This is a genomic window from Olsenella phocaeensis (assembly GCF_048189965.1).
Taxonomy (GTDB): domain Bacteria; phylum Actinomycetota; class Coriobacteriia; order Coriobacteriales; family Atopobiaceae; genus Olsenella_I; species Olsenella_I phocaeensis.
In genome coordinates, this window is the sequence record NZ_DBEZHV010000004.1 from 153,628 (window position 1) to 178,105 (window position 24,478).

Consider the following 24,478-nt stretch of genomic DNA (forward strand, 5'->3'; position numbering starts at 1 on the left):
AATACCTCCTACCGGTGTGGGCTTACTTGGAGTAGAGCTCGACGATGAGCTGGGCGTCGATGTCCAGGTCGATCTGGTCGCGGACGGGAGTCTGCAGGACGGTGCCGCGCAGCTTCTCGATGTCGACCTCGAGCCAGGCGGGAACGGCCATGTGCTCGGAGGAGACGATGGCCTCCTTGATGGGGAGAAGGTCCTTGGCCTTGGGGGCCACGGCGACGACGTCGCCAGCCTTCACCTGGTAGGAGGGGATGTCCACGCGGTGGCCGTTCACGGTGATGTGGCCGTGATCGACGGTCTGGCGGGCCTCCTTGCGGGTGCGGGCGAAGCCGAGGCGGAAGACGACGTTGTCGAGACGGCTCTCGAGCAGGCTCATCAGGTTGTCGCCGGTGACGCCCTCGCCCTTTATGGCCTTCTCGTAGTAGCCGCGGAACTGCTTCTCCAGGACGCCATAGATGAACTTGGCCTTCTGCTTCTCGCGCAGCTGCTCGCCGTACTCGCTCTTCTGGCGACGGGTGCGCCTGGGCTGGCGGTTGGACTTCTTGTTGATGCCCATGACGATGGGGTCGATTTCAAGCTGGCGGCACCGCTTGAGGACAGGGGTCCTATCAATTGCCATTGCTACTGTCCTTCCTTACTACACGCGACGGCGCTTGCACGGACGGCAGCCGTTGTGCGGGATGGGGGTCTTGTCCTGGATGCCCGAAACCTCGAGGCCGGCGGCCTGGAGGGAACGGATTGCGGTCTCGCGGCCGGAGCCGGGACCCTTCACGAACACAGCCACCCTGTGCAGGCCGTGCTCCATGGCCGCCTTCGCGCAGGCCTCGGCCGCGACCTGGGCCGCGAACGGGGTGCTTTTGCGGGAGCCCTTGAAGCCGACGGTGCCACCGGACTGCCAGGCGATGACGTTGCCCTGGGGGTCGGTGATCGAGATGATCGTGTTGTTGAACGTGCTCTTGATGTGGGCCTGGCCCACGGCGATGTTCTTGCGCTCGGCGCGGCGGATGTGCTGCGTGCGCTGGTTCTTCTTCTGCGGCATTGTCTCTCCCCTACGCCTTCTTCTTTGCACCGATCTGGCGACGCTTGCCCTTGCGGGTGCGCGCGTTGGTGTGGGTGCGCTGGCCATGGACAGGGAGGCCCTTGCGGTGACGGAGGCCGCGGTAGCAGCCGATCTCCATCAGGCGGGCGGTGTTCTGCCTGACGGCGCGGCGCAGGTCGCCCTCGATGGTGAAGTTCGCGTCGATGTAGTCGCGGATCTTGGTCACCTCGTCCTCGGTGAGATCCTTGACGCGCGTGGAGGGGTCGACGCCGGTCTCGGCGCAGATCTTCTTCGCGCTGGTGGCGCCGATGCCGTACAGATACGTAAGACCGACCTCAGTGCGCTTCTCGCGCGGGAGGTCGACACCGTTGATACGTGCCAACTTCGAGCTCCTCTCTTAGCCCTGACGCTGCTTGTGGCGAGGGTTCTCGCAGATCACGTAAACCTTGCCATGGCGACGGACGATCTTGCACTTGTCGCACATCTTCTTGACCGAAGGACGCACCTTCATAGTCTCTTCCTTCCGGTAGTGCTTGTACGAACTGGTACTGCCGAGGCAAGTCAGGTGGAAGCTGGCCTGCCCTATCTCCTCGCCCAGCCGCAGGCGTGAATATCTGGAGTCTTGGGGTTACTTGTAGCGGTAGGTGATGCGACCCCTGGTGAGGTCGTACGGGGAAATCTCGACCACCACGCGGTCACCGGGAAGGATGCGGATGTAGTTCATCCTGATCTTGCCCGAGATGGTGCAGAGGATGGTCTTGCCGTTTTCGAGCTCCACGTTGAACATGGCGTTGGGAAGTGGCTCCACTACCTTGCCCTCAAGCTCGATGCCGTCCTGTTTGCTCACCGTGCCTACTTTCTCCCTGTGAATCACAGCGACTGATAATCATACGGAATGCAGGGAAATCGGTCAAATTCGCACGCCCTTCGCACACGCCAGGACCACAGTCGGCAAAAAGGGGCCGATCGCGGCTGCGACCGGCCCCGAAGGCCTCTCCCACAAGGCAGGTGCGAGGCGTTTGCCTACTCGCCGCCCTGCATGCTGCACCAGGGCCCGACCTCGTCCTGGGTCAGGATGACGGGACCGTCCTCGGTAATCGCCACGGTGTTCTCGTAGTGGGCAGCCTGCAGGCCGTCGTCGGTCACCACGGTCCAGCCGTTCGAGAGGGTGTGGTTCTCGTAGGTTCCCAGGGTGATCATGGGCTCGATGGCGATGACCATGCCCGCCTGCAGCCTCACGCCGCGGCCCTTCTTGCCATAGTTGGGCACGTTGGGGTCCTCGTGCATGACGCGACCCACGCCGTGGCCCACGTACTCGCGCACGACCCCGTAGCCGTTCTTCTCGGCCAGGCTCTGCACGGCATAGCCGATGTCACCCAGATGGTTGCCGGGGACCGCCTGCTCGATGCCCGCCTTGAGACAGTCGCGAGTCACCTCGCAGAGGCCCTTGACGGCGTCGGAGGGGGTACCCACGTAGAAGGTCCAGGCGTTGTCTCCCACCCAGCCGCCGAAGGTTGCCCCCGTGTCGACGGAGATGATGTCGCCGTCGTTGAGGAATACCTCGGGCGAGGGGATGCCATGGACGATCTGCTCGTTGACGGAGGCGCAGATGCTCCCGGGGAAGCCGCCATAGCCCTTGAAGGTGGGGATGGCGGAGTGCAGGCGGATGAAGCCCTCGACCGCGCTGTCTATCTCCTTGGTCGAGACGCCGGGCCTGACCATGCTGCCCGCGAGGCGAAGGGCCTGCTTGGAGAGCGAGCCCGCCATCTTCATCTGCTCGATGTCCGCTTCAGACTTGATCTTGATCATAGGCTCAGGAGGGCCTTGACGTCGGCATACACCTCGTCCACAGGCCTGTCTCCATCGACCTCCTTCAGGATTCCGTGGCCGCCGTAGTACTCGATGAGCGGGGCGGTCTGCTGTTGGTAGGTGTCGAGGCGCTTCTTGATCGTCTCTGGCTTGTCGTCGTCACGCTGGTACATCTCGCCACCGCAGCGTGGGCAGACGTCCACGCCGGCGGGCGCGGTGTAGCCGCAGGAGCGGCAGGTGCGCCTCTGGCTCAGGCGCTCCACGATGACCTCGGGCTTGACGTCCACGAGGAGCGCCGCGTCGAGGTCGACTCCCATCTCCTTGAGCTCGGAGTCGAGGACGACGGCTTGCTGGGTGTTGCGGGGGAACCCGTCCAGGATGAAGCCCCTCTTGGCGTCGTCCTCCTGGAGGCGTTCCTTGACCAGGTCGACGACGAGCTGGTCCGGCACGAGCTGCCCCGCGTCCATGTAGCCCTTGGCCTCGATACCAAGCTTGCTCTGGGCCTTGACCGCGGCACGCAGGAGGTCTCCGGTGGAGATGTGCGCCACGCCGTAGTCGGCGACGAGCCTCTGGGCCTGGGTGCCCTTGCCCGCGCCGGGCGCGCCGAGCAGAACGATGTTCATGCGGGTTCCCTTCTTCCTCTGGGTGAGCGATGGAAGCGCGACTTCGCGGCGGGCGCGTTCGCCGCCACATGACAATCCACAGTTTACCCACCTAGGGGCATGTGGTCTCATGCGATCCAAAAGACCATCCACCGCCATCCGTGCCCGCCGCCGCACACGGAAGAGGGGCGGCCACCGGAGTGACCGCCCCTCGCCTGAAGCTGCCCACGAATGGCCTACTTGAAGAAGCCCTCGTAGTTGTGCATCTTGAGCTGCGACTCCAGCTGCGAGATGGTGTCCATCGCCACGCCGACCATGATTAGCACCGAGGTGCCGCCGAAGGCCTGCATGAGGGTGTTGCCCGTCACGGCGAAGAGGATCGACGGCACCACCGCCAGGGCGGCCATGAAGAGGGCGCCAGGAAGCGTGATGTGGTCGAGCACGCTCTTGATGTACGCGGCGGTGGCGCTTCCGGGACGGACGCCCGGGATGAAGCCACCCGCCTTGCGGAGCTGGTCTGCCGTCTCGTCCGGGTTGAACACCATGGCGGTGTAGAAGTACGCAAAGAAGACGATCAGCACCACGGAGAGGACCCAGTTGACGACGCCGGAGCTCAGCATGTTGGCGAAGCCCTGGATCCAGCCCACATTGGGGAAGAACACGGCAAGCTGCGCCGGGAGGTACAGGAGCGCGGAGGCGAAGATGATGGGCACGACGCCTGCGGTGTTCACCTTGATGGGCAGGTAGGTTGCCTGTCCGCCCATGACCCTGCGCCCCACGACGCGCTTGGCGTACTGCACCGGGATGCGGCGCTGGCCGCGCTCGATGTAGACAATCACGGGAATGATCGCGATGATCACCAGCAAGGTGACCACCGTTGCGATGATGCCCGTGGTGGAGGTGCTCACCGAGGCGGTGAGCGAGTGGGGCAGGCCTGCCATGATGTTGGCGAAGATGATCAGGGACATGCCGTTGCCGATGCCCCTCTGGGTGATGACCTCGCCGAGCCACATGATGATGATGGCACCGGTGAGGAGCACGCCCACGATGATCAGGTTCTCGATCATCTCGGGGAAGCCCATGGCCGAGAAGTCGATGCCGTAGCTCTTGAAGAGGAAGAGGTAACCGACGGCATTGATAAGGGCCAGGACGATGGTGAGGTAGCGGGTGTACTGGGTGATCTTGCGCTGTCCGCTCTCGCCTTCCTTAGCGAGCTCCCCAAGGGAGGGAATCACCGCCTGGAACATCTGGAGGATGATCTGGGCGGTGATGTAAGGCATGATGCCGAGGCTGAACACGGAGACGCGCGAGAGCGCGCCTCCGGAGAACAGGTTCAGCACGGCAATGGCACCGCTGCTGGACGCGGCCGCCTGGAAGGCGGCAAGCATGCTGGCAAAGGGCACGCCGGGGGCCGGCAGGTAGGCGCCAAACCTATACAGGAGAAGGATCCCGGCCGTGACCAGGATCTTCTTCCTGAGCTCAGGAATGCGGAACGCGTTTGCAATTCCGTTTAGCACGCCTGCTCAACCTTTCCGCCAGCCGCCTCGATCTTGGACTGAGCAGAGGCGGAAACCTTGTCGACCTTGACGGTGAGCTTCTTGGTGAGCTCTCCGTCGCCGAGGACCTTGACGGGGATGTAGTCGTGCTTGATGACGCCCTTGGCGACGAGGGCCTCGCCGTCGACGGTCTCGCCATCGGCGAAGAGGGCTTCGAGGCGCGCGACGTTGACGGGGGCGTACTCGACGCGGTTGCGGTTGGTGAAGCCGGGGAGCTTGGGCAGGCGCATGGCCAGGGGCTGCTGGCCGCCCTCGAAGCCGGCGCCCTTGCCGCCGCCAGAGCGGGACAGCTGGCCGTTCATGCCGCGGCCAGAGAAGGTGCCGTGCCCGGAGGAGTTGCCGCGGCCGACGCGCTTGCGCGCCTTCTTTGCACCCTCAGCGGGACGAAGATCATTGAGCTGCATTGGATGACTCCTAGTTCTCTTCAACCTCAACAAGGTGCTTGACCTTGAAGATCATTCCACGAACGCTCGGGTTGTCGGGAAGCACCGAGGTGTCGCCGATCTTGCGAAGGCCCATGGCGCGGCAGGTGAGCGTCTGGTCCTTCTTAACGGAGGCGACCGCGCTGCGAACGAGCCTGACGGTGACGGTCTTGTCTGCCATGGTTACTCCTCCTTGCCGGCGAACAGCTCCTTGACCGTGAGGCCGCGACGAGACGCCGCCTCCTCGGGGCTGGAGAGGTTCATGAGGCCGTCGGCTGCGGCCTTGATGATGTTCAGGGCGTTGTCGGTGCCAAGGGACTTGGCGGTGACGTTGGTGATGCCGGCGAGCTCGAAGAGCGGACGCACGGGACCACCGGCGATGACACCGGTGCCCTCGACAGCAGGCTTGATCAGGACGCGGCCGGCGCCGAAGTGGCCCTCGATCGCGTGGGGGACCGAGCCGCCCTTGGTGACGGGGACCTTGAACATGTTCTTCTTGGCGTTGTCGACGCCCTTCTGGATGGCCAGGGGCACCTCGGTGGAGCGACCCATGCCGAGGCCGACGTTGCCCTTGCCGTCGCCAACGACCACGAGGGCGACGAGGGTCATGCGGTGACCGCCCTTGGTGGTCTTTGAGACACGGTGGATGTAGACTACGCGCTCCTGAAGATCGGAGTCATTCTGGCGCTTACGATCACGTGGCATCTAAATTCCTCCTAGAACTTCAGGCCCGCGGAACGGGCTCCGTCGGCCAGGGCCTTGACGCGGCCGTGGTAGATGTGGCCGCCGCGGTCGAACTTGACCTCGGTGACGCCCTTCTCGGCGGCACGCTCGGCGACGAGCTTGCCCACGAACTCGGCAGCCTCCTTGTTGGAGCCCAGCTTGCCGGTGGCCCTGAACTCCTCGCTCAGGGTAGAGGCGGAGCAGATGGTCCTGCCGTCGACGTCGTCGACGACCTGGGCGTAGATGTTCGCGTTGGTGCGGTGAACGGTCAGGCGCGGACGCTCGGCAGTTCCGAAGATCTTGGAGCGGACGCGGCGCTGGCGGCGCTTGAGGCCCGCACGCTTTGCCTGGTTCTTGTTCATTCCTTCTCCTTAGGCACGCCACCACCTGACGGGGTGGTGGTCTTTCTATATCGCCAGCAGGGCCTTACTTGGCAGCCTTGCCGAGCTTCCTGCGGATGTGCTCGCCCTCGTAGTGAATGCCCTTGCCCTTGTAGGGCTCGGGGGGACGCTTGGCGCGAATCTCGGCGGTAACCTGGCCGACCTGCTCCTTGGAGATGCCCTTGACCACGATGTGGGTGTTGTCGGGCACCTCGAAGCTGATGTTCTCGGGAGCGGCGTACACCACGGGGTGGGAGTAGCCGAGCGAGAGGTCGAGGTCCTTGCCCTTGAGCGCGGCACGGTAGCCGACGCCAGTGAGCTCGAGCTTCTTCTCGAAGCCGGCGGAGACGCCGACGACCATGTTGTTGATGAGGGTACGGACCAGGCCCTGCTGGGCGTTGGACTCGGTGGAGTCGTCGTTGCGGGTGACGAGGACCTCCTCGCCCTCCTGCGTGATGGTCACGAGCTCGGAGAAGTGGCGGTCGAGCTCGCCCTTGCTGCCCTTGACCGCAACGTGCGTGCCGTCGATGGTCACAGTAACCCCAGCGGGAACCTCGACAGGCTTCTTACCAATACGAGACATAGTCTCCTCCTATCTATTCCTGTCGCGGGTTACCAGATGTAGGCGATGACCTCGCCGCCGATGCCCATCTTGCGGGCGTCGCGGTCGCACATCATGCCCCTGGAGGTCGAGATGACGGCCGTGCCGAGGCCGCCGCGGACGCGGGGCAGGTCGGCAGCGGTGGAGTAGATGCGAAGGCCCAGCTTGGAGATGCGGCGGATGCCCTGGATGACGCGGGCGCGCTTGGGGCCGTACTTGAGGGTGATGTGCAGGGTCTTCTGAGGGGTGGTGTCCTCCACCTCATAGGACTCGATGTAGCCCTCCTCGCAGATGACGCGGGCGATCTCGGCCAGGACCTTGCTCGAGGGCATGGACACCTCGGACTTGCCGGCGGAGTTCGCGTTGCGGATGCGCGTCAGCATGTCCGCAATGGGATCAGTAACCTTCATTGATTCCTTCTCCTTCGTTAGTGATGAAACTGCGCATGCGGTTCATTTGGGCCCGTGGCCCGCACGCCTGCATGCCAGAGCCCTGACCTACCAGCTAGCCTTGCGGACGCCAGGAAGCTCGCCCTTGCTCGCCAGCTCGCGGAAGCAGACGCGGCACAGCCCGAACTTGCGATAGACGGAGTGGGGGCGCCCACAGCGCTGGCAACGGTTCTGGGTGCGCGTCGAGAACTTCGGCTCGCGGTTCGCCTTGACGATCATCGAAGTCTTAGCCACAAATCCTCCTTCAGGAAGAGGCCCCGGGACCCTTCCCGGGGCAACTTACAAGCGATTAGTTAGTCCCTCTTGAACGGGAAGTGGAAGGCGTCGAGAAGCGCCTTGCCCTCCTCGTTGGTGGGGGCGGTGGTGACGATGGTGATGTCCATGCCACGGGTGTGGTCGATCTTGTCGTAGTCGACCTCGGGGAAGATCAGCTGCTCGGTGACGCCCATGGAGAAGTTGCCGTGGCCATCGAAGCTCTTGGCGCTGATGCCGCGGAAGTCGCGGATGCGGGGGATGGCGATGGCGATCAGGCGGTCGAGGAACTCGTACATGCGGTCGCCGCGCAGGGTCACCTTGGCGCCGATGGGCATGCCCGCGCGCAGGCGGAAGGTGGCGATGGACTTGCGGGCGCGGGTCACCATGGGCTGCTGGCCGGTGATGGCGCGCAGGTCGGCGACGGCACCGTCGATGGCCTTGCTGTCGGTAGCGGCCTCGCCGACGCCCATGTTGACGACAATCTTCTCGATCTTGGGGATCTGGTTGACGTTCTTGTACTCGAACTGCTTCTGCAGCTGGTCGCGGACCTCGGAGTAGTAGTGCTCCTTGAGGCGGGGAACGTACTTGTCTGCCATGTGCTCTCCTAACTCATGGGGTTTTACGTGCGGGGATGGGCCTCGCACCTCCCGGATGGCACCCGGGAGCCGTCTGCGTCGCAGGCCGTAGGGGCAGAACTCTCCCTAGCAAGAGACGCAAAAGAAGATGATACGAGTTCGCAGGTCCTAATGCCACCGACGGCATCGCTTGCGGTCCCCGACAGCGAAATTTCACATTTGGACGCGCGCGGCAGGCGGCGCGGACGGGTCACCGCGCCGTTCTCTATGCCGTTTCCTGACCGGCGCTGCGTTCTCTATGCCGTTCTCTGAAATTTAGGCCCTCTAGACCCCCCAAAATTCATGAGAAGGCATAGAGAACGACGGGGGGTGTGACGAACGTGCGGAACTAGACCAGCTTGCCTGCGCAGTGGTCGGCGATGTGCTGGATCATCTGGGCCTCCCAGCCCACGAAGTCGCGCTTGCGGCTCTTGAGCTCGCCGTCCACCAGCTCGTCGTAGCTGAGCTTGATCTTGGCGTAGCGGGTGACCTTGGAGGGCTCGTCGCGCGTGAGACAGCCCTCCTCGACGCGGGCGGCACCCAGGCCGAAGATGACCTTGGGGTTGTACAGCACGTGGGCCTTCCGCTCGTCATCCAGGTAGGCACCCACGGCCACGGCCTGGCCTATCTGGTTCGCCGCCAGGCAGGCCGCGTCTTCGAGGGAGGCCAGGGTGTCCACGACATCCTGGGCGATGGCAGCATCCTCGGCCGTGGCGATGGCGCAGCGCTTGGAGAGGACGGCTTCGTCCTTGACGAGTTCCTTGATCATGCTCTTCCCTTCCTGGTGGGGCCTTCTCGCCCCGCGTCCTTCCCGTCCGCGCCCATGCGAGTCGCGTCGTGCAAGAGAGTATAGGCGAAGGCCGCCGCACGGCTGGCCTCGTGCAGCCCAGCGCGGAGGGCCCCTCTCCCCCGCCCGTCCCGGCTAGAAGTCGTTGCCATCCCAGTCGACCAGGCAGGCGTCCAGCCCCGCCTCGATGTCGTCGCGGTCCATGTGCCGTCCGATGACCACGATGCGGGTCATGCGGTCACCCAGCTCCTCGTCCCAGTCCTGCAGCATCTCGGGGTTCTGGGCCAGGATGCGCTCGCGCTCCTCGTCGGGCGCCGTGGCCAGGAAGAGACCGTTCTCGCCCAGGCTCACCTGGTGGCCCGCCTGCTCGAAGAGGTAGCGCATGGCGGGGTCCTGCGCCACCCACACGCTACCCTTGGCGCGGATGACGCTCTGGGGCCAGCTGCGCACGTAGTCCGAGAGCGCCTCGACGTCGAAGGGGCGACGACGCTGGTAGAGGAAGGTCTGGATGCCGTACTCGAGCACCTCGGGGTCCTCGTGCTCCTCGGGGTGCTCCATGGCGTCCACCCAGGCGGCGGAGCGGTAGGCCTCCTCGAAGCTGAAGCGTCCGGTGTCGAGCAGCTCGGAGACGGGCAGCCCCCCGTTCACCGCCTCGACGACCACGGCGTCGTGCTGGAGGCTGCGCACCACGGCGCGCAGCTCGTCCAGCTGCTCGCGGCTCACCAGGTCTGCCTTGTTGAGCACGAGGGTGCTGCAGAACTCGACCTGCTGGACCAGCAGCGCCTCGATGTCGTCCTCGTCGATGTCGTCGGCGACGAGGCTGCGGCCGCCGTCGAACTCGTCGAGCATGCGGGCGCTGTCGACCACCGCGACGATGTTGTCGAGCTCCATGGGGGCGTGGCCGCCGTTCCTGCTCTGGTCGCAGAAGGCGCTGATGGTGTAGGCGATGGGGATGGGCTCGCAGATGCCCGACGCCTCGATGATCACGTAGTCGAACTTGCCGGAGTCGGCGATGGAGCCGAGCTGGCGGGCGAGGTCGTCCGAGAGCGTGCAGCAGATGCAGCCGTTGGTGAGGGGGATGAGGTCGTCCGCCTCGCTGAGGCCGCCGTCACGGACGAGGCTGGCGTCCACGTTGACCGACCCGATGTCGTTGACGATGACCGCCGCGCGGATGCCCTCCCCGTTGGCGAGGATGTGGTTGAGCAGGGTGGTCTTCCCCGCGCCCAGGTAGCCGGTGAGAAGGACGATCCTCACGGGCTTGCGGGCGGTGGCGCTGGGGTCGACGGGGCTTGCGACGGTGACGTCGGAGCCGGCGCTGGCGTTTGCTGCTTGCATGTTGCTTGCCTTCCTGCCTGCCGCAGGCGCTGCCGCGGCGGTGGCCTTTCTCCGCGCCATTATGACCAAGTCGGCAGCCCGGGCGGCCACGGGAGGGCGATTCCCAGCACGCCACGGGCAAAGGAGCACAGAAGGGCGAGAAGCGCCAGCCCCAGCACGAGACCGTCCGCCATGCCAGCAGACCTGAGCAACCCCAGGCAGACACCGCGACGCAGGGGCCAGAGGAGCCTGAGCGGCGTCTTGTTGAGCAGGTCGAGGGCAAGGTGAGAGGCGTATCCCAGCGCCAGGGGGACGGAAAGCGAGGGAAGGGCGAGGCGCGTCGCGGCGTACGCGGCCACCAGCGCCACGAGCGAGTGGGAGAAGCCCCGGTGCCCCGACGCGCGGCCCGCGGCGCAGACGGCGACGAGCGTCATGCACCCCGCGAGCTGGTCGGGACCCAGCCGTCCCGCGAGCCACCGGAGCGCCACGAACGGGTCTTGGCCGGCGGGCGTCACGCCTGCCGTGTAGAGCGCGAGGGACAGGGCGATAAGCGCCACCAGCACCGCCCAGGCCCGCCTGAGCTCGCGCGATGCCTCGCTGGTGGCGACGTCCGTGTCGGGCAGCATGCCGCCCGCGGCGCCTGCTGCGGCGAGGGAGAGGAACGCCGCGGGAGAGAGACTCGCGTCACCCATGGATGCCAGCGAGGCCGACGCGGCCGCCGGGTCGGCGAGCCGCGCTGCCGCAAGCCCCGCGGTGACGGCGACCGCCGCGCCAACCGCCATGTGCGTTCGTCCCGTCACGAGGCTCCTCTCGCCCTGATGCCCTGCGTCCCTCTCGCCGCCTTGCTGTGTCGCCGACTTGCCTTCTTGCCAGCCGTGCCGCTGTCCCCCCGCACGTTGACGTCTTGTGTCGCATCCCATTCTGGCCCCAGCCGTCGCGCCGCGCATGCTACATTTCTGCCAGATACGCGCCGTTACTGACGGATAGACGTGGGTCACCACGGTGGAGCGGCGCGCAAGCCATAGTGCCGACCGTCTGGGCAAGCAGCCTTCGCCGAGGGCCGCTTGCCCTTTGCCTTTGGGCGCGGGGCCATTCGGGGGACGAGGTCCCAGACGGAAGGACGTGCGCATGCAGGAACTCGTGGAGCTGCTTCGGGCAAACCCGTATCCCGGTCGCGGCATCGTGGTGGGCAGGGACTGCGTCTACTACTGGATCATGGGGCGCAGCTCCAACAGCCGAAACCGCGTCTTCTCCCTCACCGAGGACGGAATCCGCACCGAGGCGCATGACCCGGCCCTGCTCGAGGACCCGAGCCTGATCATCTACCACCCCGTGCGCCGGATGGGCGAGAACCTCGTGGTGACCAACGGCGACCAGACCGACACCATCGTGGAGAGGCGCGACTTCCGCACTGGCTGCATGGCTCGCGAGTTCGAGCCAGACGCGCCCAACTTCACGCCCCGCATCAGCGCCGTCGTGCGTCCCGACGGGAGCTTCGAGATGTCGATCCTCAAGCGCCAGACGGGCGATTCAGGCCGCTGCTTGCGCCAGTTCTTCTGCTACGAGGGGGCCGACGAGGGGGTGGGCTACCTCGTCAGCACCTACCAGGGGGACGGCAGCCCGCTGCCCAGCTTTTCCGGCGAGCCCGTCGAGGTCGCGCTGCCCGCGACGGCGCGGGAGGTCTGGGACGCGCTGGACGATGACAACAAGGTCTCCCTCTATGCCCGCATCGGCGCGAAGGTGACCCTCTTCAACAAGAACCTCGGCGACTAGCGGCGCCTGTCGCGCTGGCAGCGATAGCGCGCTGGTAGCAATGCCTCGCTGCGACGTGCGCGCGACACTCTCGCCTGGAAGATGACCCATGGAAGGAAGAACATGAACGAGCTCGAGCTCAAGTACGGCTGCAACCCCAACCAGAAGCCCGCCCGCATCTTCATGAAGGACGGCTCGAACTTGCCCGTCACCGTGCTCTGCGGCAAGCCGGGATACATCAACTTCCTGGACGCCCTGAACTCCTGGCAGCTCGTGCACGAGCTGGCCGAGGCCACGGACATGCCGGCGGCCGCGTCGTTCAAGCACGTCTCGCCCGCCGGCGCCGCCGTGGGCAAGCCGCTGAGCGAGGTGGAGCGGCAGATCTACTTCGTCGAGGACGAGGGCGAGCCCTCCCCCATCGCCTGCGCCTACATCCGCGCGCGCGGCGCCGACCGCATGAGCTCCTACGGCGACTGGGCCGCGCTGAGCGAGACCTGCGACGCCGACGTGGCACGCTACCTCAAGCGCGAGGTGTCCGACGGCATCATCGCGCCCGGCTACACCGAGGAGGCCCTGCAGATCCTGGGCGCCAAGAAGGGCGGACGCTACAACGTGGTGCAGGTCGACCCCAGCTACCGTCCCGCCCCCACCGAGGTCAAGGACGTCTTCGGCATCAGCTTCGAGCAGGGGCACAACGACTTCAGGATCGATCGCGAGCTCCTGGGCAACGTGGTGACGCGGAACCGCGACGTTCCCGAGGCGGCGCAGATCGACATGATCGTGAGCCTGATTACGCTGAAGTACACGCAGTCCAACTCGGTCTGCTACGTGAAGGACGGGCAGGCCATCGGCGTGGGCGCCGGACAGCAGAGCCGCGTCCACTGCACCAGGCTAGCGGGTGGCAAGGCCGACACCTGGTTCCTGCGCCAGCACCCCAAGGTCCTGGGGCTGCGCTTCGTCGAGGGGATCCGCCGCGCCAACCGCGACAACGCGATCGACGTGTACATCTCGGACGAGCACGACGACGTCCTGGCCGAGGGCGAGTGGCAGAAGTGGTTCGCGGAGAGGCCCGAGGCGCTGACCCGCGAGGAGAAGGCGGCGTGGATTGCGACGCAGACCGGCGTCACGCTGGGGTCGGATGCCTTCTTCCCCTTCGGCGACAACGTCGAGCGCGCCCACAAGAGCGGCGTCAGCTACATCGTCGAGCCCGGCGGCTCGATCCGCGACGACAACGTGATCGAGACGGCCGACAAGTACGGCATCGCCATGTGCTTCACGGGAATGCGGCTGTTCCACCACTAGGAACACAAGGGGCGGAGCCGCACCCTCGTGTGCGCGCTGCTGTGAGGGCCCCGCCCCCGTGCGCGCCACGCTTGCCTCTCTCCACGCACCCATCTTGTCTTTCGCTACAGAAATGCCTCGAAATGGCGAGAAAAGCGTGGCAAACGACAAGATGGGGCTATCGAGATGACGCGTTCGACGTAGTCGCGGCAGCAGGTGCCGAGCCGTCATCGGATGGCGCAGGCGAGCCATTCTCGCTCGCTGTCGCGTCACCGTCGGCGTCGGCGCCCGTACTCGACAACTCGAAGCTCACCTCGTCGAGGTCCTTCACATGCACCCTGAGCAGCGCCTCGAGCTCCGACTTGCGCGCGTCGTCCAGCGGCGCCGTCGTCACGACCGTCGCCACCACCCTCTGCGAGAGCGAGCCCGTCTCGGGATCGTACGAGTCGAGCGCCCCCACGCGGTACGACGCGAAGCCGGGGCACACCGCCTCGAGCTCCTGCGTGGTGGCGCGCACGTCGTAGCCGTCCTGGATGGTGAAGGTCTCGCCGTCGTTCTTCGCCATGGTGTCCTGCACCAGCCGCGCGGTCATCACCGTGCAGGGAATCGCGAAGACCAGCGTGCCCACCAGCAGCCTACGGCGAAGGCGGCGGCTCCTCTCCAGCGCCTCCTCGTCCTCCTGCACCGTGACCACGCCGTCCCCGTCGACGTCGCGCTTGAGGGGCGTGCGCAGCAGGACCAGCACGAACTCGGCGGCAAATGCGATGAACACCACATTGAGCGAGAACTCGTAGAAGGCCCCCGCAAAGTACGCGAGGTCGCTCTGGGCCACGCCGTAGCCCGCCGCGCAGAGCGGCGGCATGAGCGCGGTCGCCACGGCGACGCCCGAGAGCAGCGTGGCGGGCTCCTGGTTGCGCGAGATGCCAATGCCACCGGCGAATCCTCCGGCCAAGGCGATGAGCACGTCCCACACCGTCGGGCTTGAGTTGGTGAGCAGCTCGGAGGTCTCGCTCGAGATGGGCGAGACCACGAAGTAGAGGGTCGAGGTGACCAGGCAAATCGCGACCTGGACCACGAGGCCAATCAGCACCTCGCGCAGGAGGCGCAGGTCGGCGGTGGCGATTGCGTAGGCGAGCGCCATGACCGACCCCATGAGCGGGCAGATGAGCATCGCGCCGACCACCGCCTCGGTGGAGTCGACGTTGAGGCCGACCGACGCGATGAGCATGGCGACGATGAGGATGCAGAGGTGGGTGCCATCTATGCGCGTGCCGGCAAGGATACGGCGGCGGATGGTCTGGTGGCTCGCCCGGCCGTCGCGCACGTTTGCCAGCCGTCGTACCACGCGCAGCAGGTCCTCCTTGGCCATGCCGTCGCCCCTCCCCTTGCCCCGCCCGTCGCGGACGCCTTGGATTGTAGGCCGAGGAAGGGGCGGCAGGCGAGAGGGACGCGAGCTCGACGCCGCGCGCCGGACGTATCCGGAGGCACGTGGGGCGGCAGGCGAGAGAGGCAGACCCCGCAGCCCGTCGGTCAGTCCCTCTCCTCCAGTGCGAGCGCGACGTTTCCTCCCAGGAGGAGGACGATGCCCGCCCACGTGAGCGCGGACGTCGCGGCGGGTCCCAGCAGCTCGCCGGGAAGGTACAGCCCGCCCATGATCAGGAACAGGCTCAGCATGACGCAGAAGAGCGCCAGCATCTTGCGCGCGGTCTCGCTCATCGGCCGACCCCCGTCCTGCCCGCCTCCAGCAGGCGCACGTACGCCCCGTCCCTGGCGAGGAGCTCCTCGTGGGTGCCCTGCTCGACAATGCGGCCGGACTCGAGCACCACAATCTTGTCAGCGTCACGCACGGTGTTCAGCCTGTGCGCTATGACCAGCGTCGTCTTGTCGCGGCAGAGCTCGCTCATCGCGAGCTGGATGTGACGCTCGTTGTCCGCGTCCACGCTTGCCGTCGCCTCATCCAGGATGGCTATGGGCGCGTCCTTCAGGATGGCGCGGGCGATGGAGACGCGCTGCGCCTCCCCACCCCTGACCGTCCAGTCGTCCGTGCGCGCGGACAGCGACCACAGGGCCCGGTACTCCTCGCACGAGGAGGGTTCGTGGTGGGAGACTGCAAGCGCACCCCTCTTGACGCGGAGTCCTTCGACGTCGTCATCTGCTCCATGAGCTTCCACCACTACCCCACGCCGCAGGACTTCTTCGACAGCGTGTTCCGCGTGCTGCGCCCGGGTGGCAGGCTCGTGCTCAACGACAGCACGGGAAACGCGCTCCTGCTGTGGGTGACGAACCACATCGAGCTGCCCCTCGCGAACCTCACCCACAAGGGCGACGTGCGCATCTACTCGCGCAAGGAGCTCGAGTCGATGTGCTCGAAGGCCGGCCTCGGCATCGAGACCTTCGTGAACGACAAGGTCTGGCACCTGCACATGGTGGCCCGCAAGCCGAGATAGGAAGTTTGCGAGGGCGCCGGCTCGCCCAAGGGGGCGCCGCCTCGCCCGATCTTGTGGTGCGGGACGCCAGCTCGCCCGATCTTGCAACTGTGGACAGAATTGCCCCCGAACGGCGAGAAATGCGTCCACGTCTGCAAGATCGGGCGCCGGGGCCCGTCGCGGGCCCCGTTGTGGCGCCGAAACCCCGTCGCGGCGCGAGGCCATGGCGCCAATCGCGAAGCGCCGGGGCCTCGTCGTGGGGCCCCGGCGTGGCAACGTCACACGAACAGCACCGCCACGTGATACACCACGAACGCGATGGCGAGCGCCAGCGCGAAGTAGGTCGCCCCGATGATCGCGGTCCACTTCGCGGAGTGGGTCTCGGAGTACGTGGTGGAGAGCGCCATGGCGCACGGGACGTTGAAGGTAACCGCGAACATGTAGGCGAGCGCCTCCGCCGGCTGGATTCCCGCCGCGAGGCCCGACGCGCTGACGGCGCCCGACGCCTTGGCCGCCGACGCGGCGGCATACAGGCTGCCCGCAGAATCGGCCTGACACAGCGCCGAGAGGACGCCCAGCGAAGCCTCCTTGGCGAACATCGATGCCAGGAACGAGACGAAGGTCTTCCATCCCATCCCGAACACGCGGGTCACGGGCTCTATAGCGTGGCCCATGGCATAGAGCGCCGAGCCCGACACGTCTCCCGTAGGCGACCACGACAGGACCCAGAACAGGGTGGACGAGAGGAACACGATCGTGAGCGCGCGCCTGAACACCCCGACGCCGTGCCTGAGCGACGAGACCAGCAGGGCGCCGATCTTGGGGCGGTGATACGGAGGCAGCTCCATGACCAGGCCGGAGCGCTCGCCCTCGGGGTTGAGGCGATGTCCGTAGGCCTTCGATATGACCAGCATCACCAGCATCATGACGACGAAGATGCCCACCATGACGAGGGCCATGCCCCCCGGCCCGAAGAAGACCATGGCGATGGTGGGGATGATGGAGAAGGTCGCGCCGCAGGGAACGGCCCAGGTGAGCATGGTCGCCAAGAGGCGTTGGCCCCAGGAGTCGACCACGCGGGTGCCCGTGACCCCCGCCATGGTGCAGCCCAGGCTCATCATGAAGGGCATGATGACCTTGCCCTGCAGCCCGAGGGCTCCCATCCAGTCGTCGAAGGCGTAGCTCACCCGGGCAACAACGCCCGCCTCCTCCAGGAGGCCGAAGGCGAAGGTCGCCCCAAAGCAGAAGCCCGCCATGGCGATGGAGTAGCCGACGGAGGTTATGAGCCCCTGGGACACGTAGGCGGCTATGAACTCGTTGGCGCCGACGGAGGTGAGGCCGACGTAGGCCGGGAGCTCCAGCGAGCTGACGACGGCCATGCCCGCCAGCATGATGGGCGAGGAGACCAACATGGCGCCCACGAGGCCCAGGAGGATGATTCCCGTAGAGACGAGCTTGCCCCACCGGCGCGAGAGGAGCGCCGCGTCGAGGCGGGCAAGGCGCTTTGCGGGAACACCGTCCGATGACTGCACGCCCTCCAGCATCGCATCGACCCAGGCGTAGCGCGCCGTGGCGCACGACACGGCACCGGACTCATCCGCGGAGGCGTCGCGGGCGGCGAGCCACACGGGGCCGAAGCCCAGGGGCTCGCGCGAGCCGGACACGCGGTCCTCTCCCCCGTCTGATGTCACGTCCCGGAACGCACGGACCCACTCGGGGGAGTGCCGCCTGTAGAGGTCCTCCAGGGCGGAGGCGTCAAGGACCAGGCAGTCCCTGTCCGCGCGGTCGATGGCGTTAATGAGGTCGTCATGGCCTTCCCCGCCGTTGGCCACAAGGGGGACGACGGGTATGCCGAGCCTGTCCTGGAGCAGGGACGCGTCGACCCGCTTTCCCTGGGCGCGGGCCACGTCCATCATGTTGAGCGCCAGCACGCAGGGCAGCGTGGTGCCCACGACGTCCGCCAGCATGTAGAGGCTGCGCGAGAGCTGCGACGCGTCGGCCATGACCACGATGACGTCCGCCGCGGCGGACTCTATGTAGTCCTGGGTCACGCGCTCCTCGTCCGACTGGGCCGAAAGGCTATAGCTGCCAGGAAGGTCGCAGACCTCATAGCTGCGGCCCTTGCGCTCGAAGCTGCCCAGCTTCTTCTCGACCGTCTTGCCCGGCCAGTTGCCCACGTGCTGGTGCGATCCCGTCAGGCGGTTGAAGAGGGTCGACTTGCCCGAGTTGGGCTGCCCGAGCAGCGCCAGGCGCAGCCTGCGGGCGCTCATGCGGACACCTCCTCGACCTGGATGTCATCGCAGCCGCTGCGTCCCAGGGCAAGCGTGGTGTCACGGCAGAACACCAGGAGGGGCCTGCGCCGGTCGTTCCTGCGAACCTGCAGGACGCTCCCCGGTATGACGCCCACCGACGCGAGCCTGCTCAGCTGCCGCATGTCGCCGCCCAGCCTCGTAACGCGAACCTGCGAGCCCGCCGTCGCCTTCGATAGATTCATGCTTCCCCCTTTGGTGACCCTGACCGCCCGTAATTGGTGGCGGTCGAGTTCACGTTAGCTTACTTATCGGACGAGAGAAGCTCCATGCGGACGCGGCGGGCGCACGTCTCCGCCGCCGTCGGCGCATGGTCTTGCACCGCCCTCCAACGGTTGGCTCCGTACGCCTCTCCGGCAGTTCGGCCCGGGCGCGCCTCTCCGCCGATTCGGCCGGCCCCGCAGCTCTCTCTGCCGGCCGCCTGGCCTCGGACGCCTCTCCGGTGACGCACCTCTCCGGCGGCTGCTGCGGGCCCAATCTTGTGGTCGTGGACAGAACCACCCCCTGTCGGCGTGAAAAGTGTCCACGTCTGCAAGATCGGACAGCAGGGACCCGGCCACGTGGAGTCAAGCGAGCGTGGCGCCCCTGTGGCGCAGCCGAGAGCAACCGCGCTTCGTGTAGTTGTGGACAGAATTGCCTCCGAAAGGCGAGAAAAGCGTCCACGTCTGCAAGATTGGGCGCCGTGGCGACGGGCTACTGCGATTCCGGCGGCAGGCAGGCGTGCGGCGAATGGGCGTGCGGCAGGCGGCCGCAAGTCAGACAGCCGCAGACCAGGCGAGAGTGGCTTCCGTGTGGCGCGGGTCTCGGCTACGCCAGCAGCGTCATGGCTACGGTGCCGGCGACCATGAGCGCCAAGCCCAGCGCCGCGCGGCGCGTGAGCGTCTCTCTCAGCACCAGCCACGCGAAGGCGACGGAGACCAGGATGGACAGCTTGTCGATCTGCACCACCACGCTCACCACGCCGGTTTGGATCGCACGGTAGTAGCAGAGCCACGAGGCCCCGGTGGCTACTCCCGAGAGCAGAAGGAAGCCGAGCTCGCGGCGGTCGACCGACCGAAGCTCGCCCAGCTTGCCGCGGAGGAGAACGATGGCCCAGGACATCGGCAGCACCACGCAGGTGCGCAGCGCGGTGCCGAGGTTCGACTCCACGCCCTCGATCCCGACGCGGCCCAGGATGGAGGTCAGCGCGGCGAAGACGGCCGCCAGGATGGCGTAGGGGAGCCACCCCAGGCCGCGGCGCCCCTCTCGCCCGCCGTCCGCCGCGTCCTCGCGGCGCTCGATCATGAGCAGCGTGCCCAGGAGGATGACCGCCGTGCAGACGAGCTTCGCCGCGAGGTGGGCGGTCTCTCCCAGAAGGGCGATGGCCAGAAGCGTCGCGAGCACGGCACTGCTCTTGTCGATGGGCACCACTCGGTTGACGTCACCCAGCGAGAGCGCTCGGAAGTAGCAGATCCATGACGCGCCCGTCGCCAGGCCCGAGAGCCCCAGGAAGACCCATGAGCGCGGGGTGAGCGCGGACATCGTCGGAGCCGAGCCCACGACGGCCACCACCAACCAGGCGAAGGCCAGCACGACCGTGGTGCGAATGGCCGTCGCAACGTCGGAGTCCGTCCGCTGGATGCCGAGCTTCGCCAGGACGGACACCACGCCCGCAAAGAACGCCGAAAGCACCGCCGCAGCAACCCAACCCATGACACGACCCCTCCCCTTGAGCATGCGCGTCGCGCGCTCCCACCGTAGCGCTTCGCGGGCGCCTCGGCGGGTAAAAGGAGTCCTGACGCGTTTTTCGACCCGCTCGGACGAGGGAGGTGGAGCGATGGTCCACACTCGCGAAGGCGAGAGGGACGCTGCGGACACGGCCCGCAAGGTCGAGCTCATCCGTCAGGAGATCCGCGACGACCCCCAGAACGCGGACTACACGAGACGTGGGATCGACCCGCTCTTCGTCGTCGGGGCCGACGCGCGCATCGTGATCGTGGGGCAGGCGCCCGGCGTGCGCGCGCAGGACAGCGGCATGCCATGGAACGACCGCAGCGGGCAGCGCCTGCGCTCCTGGATGGGCGTCGACGACGAGACCTTCTACGACTCCGGCAAGATCGCCATCATGAACATGGACTTCTACTTCCCGGGGACGGGGCGCTCGGGAGACCTGCCGCCTCGCGCCGGCTTCGCCCAGAAGTGGCACCCTCGCCTGCTCGAGTTCATGCCACGCGCGGAGCTCATGCTGCTGGTGGGAGGCTACGCGATGCGCAGGTACCTGGGACTCCCCTCGTCCGCCCGGCTGGGCGACGTGGTACGGGACTTCCGCCGCTATGCGCCGGGGCTGTTCCCGCTGGTGCACCCGTCGCCGCGCAACCAGCTGTGGATGGGCAGGAACCCATGGTTCGAGGAGGACGTCGTCCCGGCGCTGCGCAGGCGCGTGGCGGAGGCCTTGCGGGATTAGCGCGCCGTCAGCCCCCGCTCCTGCCGCGCCGAGCGCGAAGGCTACCCCTCGTGCGCGGCGGCGAACTTCTCCATGTAGACCATGTCATACCAACGGTCGAACTTGCGTGCGCACTTGTTGAAGCGCCCCACAAGACGGTACCCCATGCGCTCGTGGAAGCGCACGCTCGCCTGGGTGAGGTATTCGTCCTCGGGTTCCACGTAGGCGATGCAGGCGTAGAGGTTGGTGATGCCGCGCGCGGCGCAGGCGACCTCGAGGTCCTGGTAGAGCCTGCGGCCCACGCCTTTGCCACGCTGGTCGCGCCTCAGGTAGATGGCCGTCTCGACGCTGCAGGCGTAGGCCTCGCGCGCGTGGAACTCGCCCACGTAGGCATACCCCACGGGCTCGCCGCCGGCCTCGGCCACCAGATAGGGATAGCGCGCGCCGATGGCCTCGATGCGTCGGCGGAACTCGTCCAGGCTGGGTGGCTCGAGCTCGAAGGTGATGGCCGTGTCGCTGACGTAGGGGGCATAGATGGCGAGAAGGGCCTCCGCGTCGTCTGGTACCGCGCTGCGAATCGTGATGTCCATGCGCCTCTCCCCCAGACGATTGCGTGCGCCCGGCACGTCTGGCGCACCGGATTAGTGTACACAAACTCAGCATTTTGCCAGGATAAGCTCGATATGGGTGGTTTTTGAAGCTCTCCGACGAGTCCATGTACACTAATTTGCCGTGAGGGGCATGCGAACGCCGCCATGCAACCGGGGGCGAGGCCGTCGCTCGGGGTCCCTTCACCCAGGTCCCGTCACTCTGGCCAGAACAGCTCGTCCAGGCTCCGGCCCAGCCTCTTGCATATTGCGACGCAGAGCCTGATGGTGGGGTTGTAGTCTCCCCTCTCCACCGCGTTGATGGTCTGACGCGACACTCCCACGGCATCGGCAAGCTCCTGCTGCGACAGCCCCGCCTCGGCGCGCGCCCGCTTCATGGGGAGGTTGTTCATGCCTCCCTGGCCTCCCGGCGCCCCTCTTCCCGCAGGCGCCAGACGCGCGCCAACGCGACCAGGGACTCGAGCACCCAGCACACGTTGATCAGCAGCGTGCCGTCGCCAAAATCGAGCCTGGCTCCGGCGGCGAGCTTGGACATGAGGCCCGGTAGCCCGAGCGCCAGGGCGATGACGCCCAGAACGAGCAGGAGCACGACCCCCGGCAGGTAGTTCCTGCGCATCCCAAAGTAGGCGTCGTGCCAGATCGCATAGGTGGCAAACGCACAGAGGTCCACGCACAGTACCAGCACCATGAGGAAGCCGGAATCGAAGGGGGCGTCCTTCCAGGACTCGGCCACGAACGCCGCAAGGAGGAGGAGCACGGAGTTGAGGATGAAGCCGACCTTGTATGCCTTCCCCATAACCGCGGTCTGGCGCTCGTCATAGCTCCTATCGCCCTTCTCGTTGGCGACGCACAGCATGACCGCGACCATCGAAACCACAAGAAGGATCATTCCCAGGACGAGCATGTGAGCCTCCCTACCTCAGGTGGGAAAAATGTCGTATATATTTGACTCAATTGTACGACAGCAAGCACATTTGTCAAATAAACACGACACACCCGAGAAGGGCGAAGCATCCTTCATGGCAGCTCGGCATGGCCCCGTACCCTACGCCGGAAGCTGGAGCCCGTCGTAATGGCAGCGCAGCTTGTGGCCCGGCGAAACCTCGCGCATCTTGGGGAACTCCTTGACGCAGCGCTCCGTGCAGTGCGGGCAGCGGGTGTGGAAGGGGCAGCCCGTTGGCGGGTTCATGGGGCTGGGCAGGTCTCCCTCGATGAGCACGTGGCGGCGCTTGGACTTGGGGTCGGGCACCGGCACGGCCGAGAGCAGTGCCTGCGTGTAGGGGTGGCACGGCCTCGCGTACAGCTCCTCGTTGGGCGCCATCTCCATGATGGTCCCCAGGTACATGACGGCGATGCGGTCCGAGATCATCTCGACCACCGACAGGTCATGCGAGATGAAGAGGTAGGTGAGCTCGTAGCGCTCCTGCAGGTCGCGCAGGAGGTTGAGCACCTGGGCCTGGATGGACACGTCGAGCGCCGAGACGGGCTCGTCGGCGATGATCAGCTTGGGCTGCACCGAGAGGGCGCGGGCGATGCCGATGCGCTGGCGCTGGCCGCCGCTGAACTCATGCGGGTAGCGCTCGCCATGGGCGGGCGAGAGGCCCACCGTGCCAAGGAGCTCGTGCACCCTCTTGAGCCGCTCGCCTGCGGACATCCTGGTGTGCACCAAGAGTGGCTCGCCGATGATGTCCTGCACCTTCATGCGGGGGTTGAGCGAGCCGTAGGGGTCCTGGAAGACCATCTGCATCTTGGCGCGCAGGGGGCGCATCTGGCGCTCGCTCAGCGCCGTTACCTCGTCGCCGTCGAAGAATATCCGCCCCTCGTCGGGCGTGATCAGGTGGTCTATCAGGCGGCTCGTGGTGGACTTGCCGCAACCGGACTCGCCCACGAGCGAGAAGGTCTCGCCCGGCATGACGTCGAACGAGACGTCGTTCACGGCATGGACGTAGCCGGTTGGGCGGCCGAGGAGGCTCTTGCCCACCGGGAAGCGCTTCGAGACGTCCTGCACGGAAAGCAGCGGCTCACTCATGCGTGGGAACCCCCTTCGCGTCTTGTGCCGACACATCACCGGCGACCACCGACGCAGCGACAGTGGCATCGGCCGCGCCGGCGCCGTCAGCCAGACCGCCGATCCCGGCCGCGTACTCCACGCTGGCACCGGCCGCGGCGTATGGGCAGGCGCAGCGATGGCCCTCCCCCACCTGCACGAGCGCGGGCACCTTGGCCTCGCAGGCCGGGCGCGCCATGGGGCAGCGCGGGGCGAAGCGACAGCCCGCGGGCATGGCCGCGAGGTCGGGAACGCTGCCGGGAATGGACGGCAGGCGGTGCACGCGTCGGCCAAGCCGGGGCACGGAAGCGATGAGCCCCTTGGTGTAGGGGTGGCGCGGACGCTCGAAGAGCTCCTCGACCGGTGCCTCCTCGACGATACCGCCGGCGTACATCACGATGACGCGGCTGCAGGTCTCGGCCACGACACCCAGGTCGTGGGTGATCAAGAGGATGCCGGTGTTGCGCTCGGCGCGGATGCGCTCCATCAGCGCCAGAATCTGGGCCTGGATGGTCACGTCGAGCGCCGTGGTGGGCTCGTCGGCGATGAGCAGCTTGGGCTCGCAGGACATGGCCATGGCTATCATGACGCGCTGGCACATGCCGCCCGAGAGCTCGTGCGGATAGTTGCGTAGCGTCACTTCGGGCTCGGGAATGCCCACCAACCGCAACGCCTCGACCGAACGCGCGTGGATCTCCTCGCGGCTCAGGTCGTTGTGCAGCCGCAGGGCCTCGGCGAGCTGCTCGCCTATGCGCATGATGGGGTTGAGCGAGCTCATGGGCTCCTGGAAGATCATCGAGAAGTCGTTGCCGCGTGCGTCTCGCATCTCCCGGTCGCTCAGCTCGAGGATGCTGCGGCCGTCCATGACCACCGAACCCGAGGTGCGGCTGGTGTCCTTGCTCAGGAGGCGCATCACGGCCAGCGAGGTGACCGACTTGCCGCAGCCGGACTCCCCCACCAGGCCCACGATCTCTCCGGCGTGGATGGAGAACGACACGCCGCTCACGGCGGTGATCCATGACTTTCGGTCGCGCTTGAACTCGACCTTGAGGTCCCTGACCTCAAGCAGGGCGTCTTGCATCTGC

34 protein-coding genes and 1 riboswitch are annotated in these 24,478 nt (G+C 66.5%); of the genes, 4 read left to right on the top strand and 30 right to left on the bottom strand.

What is annotated here, in order from left to right; translation table 11 throughout:
• Window positions 1-22 precede the first annotated feature (22 nt).
• From rpsD to ACMPH2_RS01330, 19 genes are all read right to left on the bottom strand, one after another.
• On the bottom strand, window positions 23-616 hold the full coding sequence (gene rpsD / locus ACMPH2_RS01240; protein ID WP_062531652.1) for a 30S ribosomal protein S4: 594 nt from the start codon (window positions 614-616) through the stop codon (window positions 23-25).
• An 18-nt stretch (window positions 617-634) separates the two neighbouring features.
• Window positions 635-1,036, bottom strand: a complete 402-nt coding sequence (rpsK, locus tag ACMPH2_RS01245; protein WP_009278461.1) for a 30S ribosomal protein S11 — start codon at window positions 1,034-1,036, stop codon at window positions 635-637.
• Between the two features lie 10 nt (window positions 1,037-1,046).
• Entirely contained in the window at window positions 1,047-1,418 is a 372-nt protein-coding gene (rpsM, locus tag ACMPH2_RS01250; protein ID WP_009278460.1) for a 30S ribosomal protein S13, read from the bottom strand.
• A 15-nt stretch (window positions 1,419-1,433) separates the two neighbouring features.
• Window positions 1,434-1,547 (bottom strand): 50S ribosomal protein L36, encoded by a 114-nt coding sequence (rpmJ, locus tag ACMPH2_RS01255; RefSeq protein ID WP_009278459.1) that lies wholly within the window; start codon window positions 1,545-1,547, stop codon window positions 1,434-1,436.
• A 117-nt stretch (window positions 1,548-1,664) separates the two neighbouring features.
• A complete protein-coding gene (gene infA, locus ACMPH2_RS01260; protein ID WP_009278458.1) occupies window positions 1,665-1,883 on the bottom strand; it encodes a translation initiation factor IF-1 in 219 nt (72 codons plus the stop codon).
• Between the two features lie 176 nt (window positions 1,884-2,059).
• Complete coding sequence (gene map, locus ACMPH2_RS01265) at window positions 2,060-2,845, bottom strand: type I methionyl aminopeptidase (RefSeq protein WP_009278457.1); 786 nt, start codon at window positions 2,843-2,845, stop codon at window positions 2,060-2,062.
• Window positions 2,842-3,468 (bottom strand): adenylate kinase, encoded by a 627-nt coding sequence (locus ACMPH2_RS01270; protein ID WP_009278456.1) that lies wholly within the window; start codon window positions 3,466-3,468, stop codon window positions 2,842-2,844. Before ACMPH2_RS01270 ends, map begins: the two co-directional genes overlap by 4 nt.
• A 215-nt stretch (window positions 3,469-3,683) precedes the next feature.
• A complete protein-coding gene (secY, locus tag ACMPH2_RS01275; RefSeq protein WP_417118402.1) occupies window positions 3,684-4,964 on the bottom strand; it encodes a preprotein translocase subunit SecY in 1,281 nt (426 codons plus the stop codon).
• A complete protein-coding gene (rplO, locus tag ACMPH2_RS01280; protein ID WP_009278454.1) occupies window positions 4,958-5,407 on the bottom strand; it encodes a 50S ribosomal protein L15 in 450 nt (149 codons plus the stop codon). The genes secY and rplO overlap by 7 nt, the downstream gene beginning before the upstream one ends.
• Before the next feature lie 10 nt (window positions 5,408-5,417).
• A complete protein-coding gene (gene rpmD / locus ACMPH2_RS01285; RefSeq protein WP_009278453.1) occupies window positions 5,418-5,606 on the bottom strand; it encodes a 50S ribosomal protein L30 in 189 nt (62 codons plus the stop codon).
• Window positions 5,607-5,608: 2 nt separating this feature from the next.
• Window positions 5,609-6,130, bottom strand: a complete 522-nt coding sequence (rpsE, locus tag ACMPH2_RS01290) for a 30S ribosomal protein S5 (protein WP_009278452.1) — start codon at window positions 6,128-6,130, stop codon at window positions 5,609-5,611.
• 11 nt (window positions 6,131-6,141) lie between these two features.
• A complete protein-coding gene (rplR, locus tag ACMPH2_RS01295; protein ID WP_062531648.1) occupies window positions 6,142-6,510 on the bottom strand; it encodes a 50S ribosomal protein L18 in 369 nt (122 codons plus the stop codon).
• A 64-nt stretch (window positions 6,511-6,574) separates the two neighbouring features.
• Entirely contained in the window at window positions 6,575-7,111 is a 537-nt protein-coding gene (gene rplF / locus ACMPH2_RS01300) for a 50S ribosomal protein L6 (protein WP_417118403.1), read from the bottom strand.
• Window positions 7,112-7,140: 29 nt separating this feature from the next.
• A complete protein-coding gene (gene rpsH / locus ACMPH2_RS01305; protein WP_009278449.1) occupies window positions 7,141-7,539 on the bottom strand; it encodes a 30S ribosomal protein S8 in 399 nt (132 codons plus the stop codon).
• Window positions 7,540-7,626: 87 nt separating this feature from the next.
• The gene (locus ACMPH2_RS01310) at window positions 7,627-7,812 is read right to left on the bottom strand and encodes a type Z 30S ribosomal protein S14 (protein ID WP_009278448.1); all 186 of its coding nucleotides are present in this window, start codon (window positions 7,810-7,812) and stop codon (window positions 7,627-7,629) included.
• 59 nt (window positions 7,813-7,871) lie between these two features.
• Window positions 7,872-8,429 carry a 50S ribosomal protein L5 gene (gene rplE / locus ACMPH2_RS01315; protein WP_072499733.1) on the bottom strand — a complete coding sequence of 186 codons (558 nt, stop codon included), beginning with the start codon at window positions 8,427-8,429 and terminating at the stop codon, window positions 7,872-7,874.
• A 367-nt stretch (window positions 8,430-8,796) separates the two neighbouring features.
• Window positions 8,797-9,216: a peptide deformylase gene (locus tag ACMPH2_RS01320; RefSeq protein WP_314639209.1), complete on the bottom strand. Its 420-nt coding sequence runs from the start codon at window positions 9,214-9,216 to the stop codon at window positions 8,797-8,799.
• A 153-nt stretch (window positions 9,217-9,369) separates the two neighbouring features.
• Entirely contained in the window at window positions 9,370-10,569 is a 1,200-nt protein-coding gene (locus tag ACMPH2_RS01325) for a CobW family GTP-binding protein (RefSeq protein WP_231782282.1), read from the bottom strand.
• 59 nt (window positions 10,570-10,628) lie between these two features.
• Window positions 10,629-11,348 (bottom strand): metal-dependent hydrolase, encoded by a 720-nt coding sequence (locus ACMPH2_RS01330; RefSeq protein ID WP_417118404.1) that lies wholly within the window; start codon window positions 11,346-11,348, stop codon window positions 10,629-10,631.
• Between the two features lie 162 nt (window positions 11,349-11,510).
• A riboswitch (ZMP/ZTP riboswitch) is annotated at window positions 11,511-11,596 on the top strand.
• A gap of 80 nt (window positions 11,597-11,676) precedes the next feature.
• Here ACMPH2_RS01330 and ACMPH2_RS01335 point away from each other — a divergent pair.
• On the top strand, window positions 11,677-12,321 hold the full coding sequence (locus ACMPH2_RS01335) for an IMP cyclohydrolase (protein WP_062531644.1): 645 nt from the start codon (window positions 11,677-11,679) through the stop codon (window positions 12,319-12,321).
• Between the two features lie 102 nt (window positions 12,322-12,423).
• Window positions 12,424-13,602: a phosphoribosylaminoimidazolecarboxamide formyltransferase gene (locus ACMPH2_RS01340; protein ID WP_417118405.1), complete on the top strand. Its 1,179-nt coding sequence runs from the start codon at window positions 12,424-12,426 to the stop codon at window positions 13,600-13,602.
• 157 nt (window positions 13,603-13,759) lie between these two features.
• On the opposite strand, the gene ACMPH2_RS01345 is transcribed toward ACMPH2_RS01340, so the two are convergent.
• The 3 genes from ACMPH2_RS01345 to ACMPH2_RS01355 all read right to left on the bottom strand — a co-directional run bounded on the left by ACMPH2_RS01345 (window position 13,760) and on the right by ACMPH2_RS01355 (window position 15,521).
• Entirely contained in the window at window positions 13,760-14,950 is a 1,191-nt protein-coding gene (locus tag ACMPH2_RS01345) for a DUF389 domain-containing protein (protein ID WP_417118406.1), read from the bottom strand.
• Window positions 14,951-15,111: 161 nt separating this feature from the next.
• Window positions 15,112-15,297: a hypothetical protein gene (locus ACMPH2_RS01350; RefSeq protein WP_417118407.1), complete on the bottom strand. Its 186-nt coding sequence runs from the start codon at window positions 15,295-15,297 to the stop codon at window positions 15,112-15,114.
• Complete coding sequence (locus ACMPH2_RS01355; protein ID WP_471752463.1) at window positions 15,294-15,521, bottom strand: hypothetical protein; 228 nt, start codon at window positions 15,519-15,521, stop codon at window positions 15,294-15,296. Before ACMPH2_RS01355 ends, ACMPH2_RS01350 begins: the two co-directional genes overlap by 4 nt.
• On the opposite strand from ACMPH2_RS01355, the gene ACMPH2_RS01360 reads away from it, so the two are divergent.
• Complete coding sequence (locus ACMPH2_RS01360) at window positions 15,498-16,028, top strand: class I SAM-dependent methyltransferase (RefSeq protein WP_417118426.1); 531 nt, start codon at window positions 15,498-15,500, stop codon at window positions 16,026-16,028. The two genes, ACMPH2_RS01355 and ACMPH2_RS01360, sit on opposite strands and share 24 nt — an antisense overlap.
• Before the next feature lie 257 nt (window positions 16,029-16,285).
• Here ACMPH2_RS01360 and feoB read toward each other — a convergent pair whose 3' ends face one another.
• The 3 genes from feoB to ACMPH2_RS01375 form a co-directional block, all read right to left on the bottom strand.
• Window positions 16,286-18,277, bottom strand: a complete 1,992-nt coding sequence (gene feoB, locus ACMPH2_RS01365) for a ferrous iron transport protein B (RefSeq protein ID WP_417118408.1) — start codon at window positions 18,275-18,277, stop codon at window positions 16,286-16,288.
• Entirely contained in the window at window positions 18,274-18,501 is a 228-nt protein-coding gene (locus ACMPH2_RS01370; protein ID WP_417118409.1) for a FeoA family protein, read from the bottom strand. The genes feoB and ACMPH2_RS01370 overlap by 4 nt, the downstream gene beginning before the upstream one ends.
• A 622-nt stretch (window positions 18,502-19,123) precedes the next feature.
• Window positions 19,124-20,032, bottom strand: a complete 909-nt coding sequence (locus tag ACMPH2_RS01375) for an EamA family transporter (protein ID WP_417118410.1) — start codon at window positions 20,030-20,032, stop codon at window positions 19,124-19,126.
• 100 nt (window positions 20,033-20,132) lie between these two features.
• Here ACMPH2_RS01375 and ACMPH2_RS01380 point away from each other — a divergent pair, with 100 nt between their 5' ends.
• Window positions 20,133-20,759 carry a uracil-DNA glycosylase family protein gene (locus tag ACMPH2_RS01380; protein ID WP_417118411.1) on the top strand — a complete coding sequence of 209 codons (627 nt, stop codon included), beginning with the start codon at window positions 20,133-20,135 and terminating at the stop codon, window positions 20,757-20,759.
• A 41-nt stretch (window positions 20,760-20,800) separates the two neighbouring features.
• On the opposite strand, the gene ACMPH2_RS01385 is transcribed toward ACMPH2_RS01380, so the two are convergent.
• The 5 genes from ACMPH2_RS01385 to ACMPH2_RS01405 form a co-directional block, all read right to left on the bottom strand.
• Window positions 20,801-21,328 (bottom strand): GNAT family N-acetyltransferase, encoded by a 528-nt coding sequence (locus tag ACMPH2_RS01385; protein ID WP_417118412.1) that lies wholly within the window; start codon window positions 21,326-21,328, stop codon window positions 20,801-20,803.
• Window positions 21,329-21,543: 215 nt separating this feature from the next.
• Complete coding sequence (locus tag ACMPH2_RS01390) at window positions 21,544-21,738, bottom strand: helix-turn-helix transcriptional regulator (protein WP_062531635.1); 195 nt, start codon at window positions 21,736-21,738, stop codon at window positions 21,544-21,546.
• Window positions 21,735-22,250 carry a hypothetical protein gene (locus tag ACMPH2_RS01395; RefSeq protein ID WP_417118413.1) on the bottom strand — a complete coding sequence of 172 codons (516 nt, stop codon included), beginning with the start codon at window positions 22,248-22,250 and terminating at the stop codon, window positions 21,735-21,737. The genes ACMPH2_RS01390 and ACMPH2_RS01395 overlap by 4 nt, the downstream gene beginning before the upstream one ends.
• A 141-nt stretch (window positions 22,251-22,391) precedes the next feature.
• Window positions 22,392-23,375, bottom strand: coding sequence for an ABC transporter ATP-binding protein (locus ACMPH2_RS01400; RefSeq protein WP_062531633.1), 984 nt, complete (start codon window positions 23,373-23,375; stop codon window positions 22,392-22,394).
• Window positions 23,368-24,474 carry an ABC transporter ATP-binding protein gene (locus tag ACMPH2_RS01405; protein WP_062531632.1) on the bottom strand — a complete coding sequence of 369 codons (1,107 nt, stop codon included), beginning with the start codon at window positions 24,472-24,474 and terminating at the stop codon, window positions 23,368-23,370. Before ACMPH2_RS01405 ends, ACMPH2_RS01400 begins: the two co-directional genes overlap by 8 nt.
• Window positions 24,475-24,478 lie beyond the last annotated feature (4 nt).

Excerpts from the sequence above, each read along its gene's own strand:
- rpsD (WP_062531652.1), bottom strand. The coding sequence starts at position 616 with ATGGCAATTGATAGGACCCCTGTCCTCAAGCGGTGCCGCCAGCTTGAA.
- rpsK (WP_009278461.1), bottom strand. The coding sequence starts at position 1,036 with ATGCCGCAGAAGAAGAACCAGCGCACGCAGCACATCCGCCGCGCCGAG.
- rpmJ (WP_009278459.1), bottom strand. The coding sequence starts at position 1,547 with ATGAAGGTGCGTCCTTCGGTCAAGAAGATGTGCGACAAGTGCAAGATC.
- map (WP_009278457.1), bottom strand. The coding sequence starts at position 2,845 with ATGATCAAGATCAAGTCTGAAGCGGACATCGAGCAGATGAAGATGGCG.
- ACMPH2_RS01270 (WP_009278456.1), bottom strand. The coding sequence starts at position 3,468 with ATGAACATCGTTCTGCTCGGCGCGCCCGGCGCGGGCAAGGGCACCCAG.
- rplO (WP_009278454.1), bottom strand. The coding sequence starts at position 5,407 with ATGCAGCTCAATGATCTTCGTCCCGCTGAGGGTGCAAAGAAGGCGCGC.
- rpmD (WP_009278453.1), bottom strand. The coding sequence starts at position 5,606 with ATGGCAGACAAGACCGTCACCGTCAGGCTCGTTCGCAGCGCGGTCGCC.
- rpsE (WP_009278452.1), bottom strand. The coding sequence starts at position 6,130 with ATGCCACGTGATCGTAAGCGCCAGAATGACTCCGATCTTCAGGAGCGC.
- rplR (WP_062531648.1), bottom strand. The coding sequence starts at position 6,510 with ATGAACAAGAACCAGGCAAAGCGTGCGGGCCTCAAGCGCCGCCAGCGC.
- rplF (WP_417118403.1), bottom strand. The coding sequence starts at position 7,111 with ATGTCTCGTATTGGTAAGAAGCCTGTCGAGGTTCCCGCTGGGGTTACT.
- rpsH (WP_009278449.1), bottom strand. The coding sequence starts at position 7,539 with ATGAAGGTTACTGATCCCATTGCGGACATGCTGACGCGCATCCGCAAC.
- rplE (WP_072499733.1), bottom strand. The coding sequence starts at position 8,429 with ATGGCAGACAAGTACGTTCCCCGCCTCAAGGAGCACTACTACTCCGAG.
- ACMPH2_RS01320 (WP_314639209.1), bottom strand. The coding sequence starts at position 9,216 with ATGATCAAGGAACTCGTCAAGGACGAAGCCGTCCTCTCCAAGCGCTGC.
- ACMPH2_RS01325 (WP_231782282.1), bottom strand. The coding sequence starts at position 10,569 with ATGCAAGCAGCAAACGCCAGCGCCGGCTCCGACGTCACCGTCGCAAGC.
- ACMPH2_RS01335 (WP_062531644.1), top strand. The coding sequence starts at position 11,677 with ATGCAGGAACTCGTGGAGCTGCTTCGGGCAAACCCGTATCCCGGTCGC.
- ACMPH2_RS01340 (WP_417118405.1), top strand. The coding sequence starts at position 12,424 with ATGAACGAGCTCGAGCTCAAGTACGGCTGCAACCCCAACCAGAAGCCC.
- ACMPH2_RS01345 (WP_417118406.1), bottom strand. The coding sequence starts at position 14,950 with ATGGCCAAGGAGGACCTGCTGCGCGTGGTACGACGGCTGGCAAACGTG.
- ACMPH2_RS01350 (WP_417118407.1), bottom strand. The coding sequence starts at position 15,297 with ATGAGCGAGACCGCGCGCAAGATGCTGGCGCTCTTCTGCGTCATGCTG.
- feoB (WP_417118408.1), bottom strand. The coding sequence starts at position 18,277 with ATGAGCGCCCGCAGGCTGCGCCTGGCGCTGCTCGGGCAGCCCAACTCG.
- ACMPH2_RS01370 (WP_417118409.1), bottom strand. The coding sequence starts at position 18,501 with ATGAATCTATCGAAGGCGACGGCGGGCTCGCAGGTTCGCGTTACGAGG.
- ACMPH2_RS01375 (WP_417118410.1), bottom strand. The coding sequence starts at position 20,032 with ATGCTCAAGGGGAGGGGTCGTGTCATGGGTTGGGTTGCTGCGGCGGTG.
- ACMPH2_RS01380 (WP_417118411.1), top strand. The coding sequence starts at position 20,133 with ATGGTCCACACTCGCGAAGGCGAGAGGGACGCTGCGGACACGGCCCGC.
- ACMPH2_RS01385 (WP_417118412.1), bottom strand. The coding sequence starts at position 21,328 with ATGGACATCACGATTCGCAGCGCGGTACCAGACGACGCGGAGGCCCTT.
- ACMPH2_RS01390 (WP_062531635.1), bottom strand. The coding sequence starts at position 21,738 with ATGAACAACCTCCCCATGAAGCGGGCGCGCGCCGAGGCGGGGCTGTCG.
- ACMPH2_RS01395 (WP_417118413.1), bottom strand. The coding sequence starts at position 22,250 with ATGCTCGTCCTGGGAATGATCCTTCTTGTGGTTTCGATGGTCGCGGTC.
- ACMPH2_RS01400 (WP_062531633.1), bottom strand. The coding sequence starts at position 23,375 with ATGAGTGAGCCGCTGCTTTCCGTGCAGGACGTCTCGAAGCGCTTCCCG.
- ACMPH2_RS01405 (WP_062531632.1), bottom strand. The coding sequence starts at position 24,474 with ATGCAAGACGCCCTGCTTGAGGTCAGGGACCTCAAGGTCGAGTTCAAG.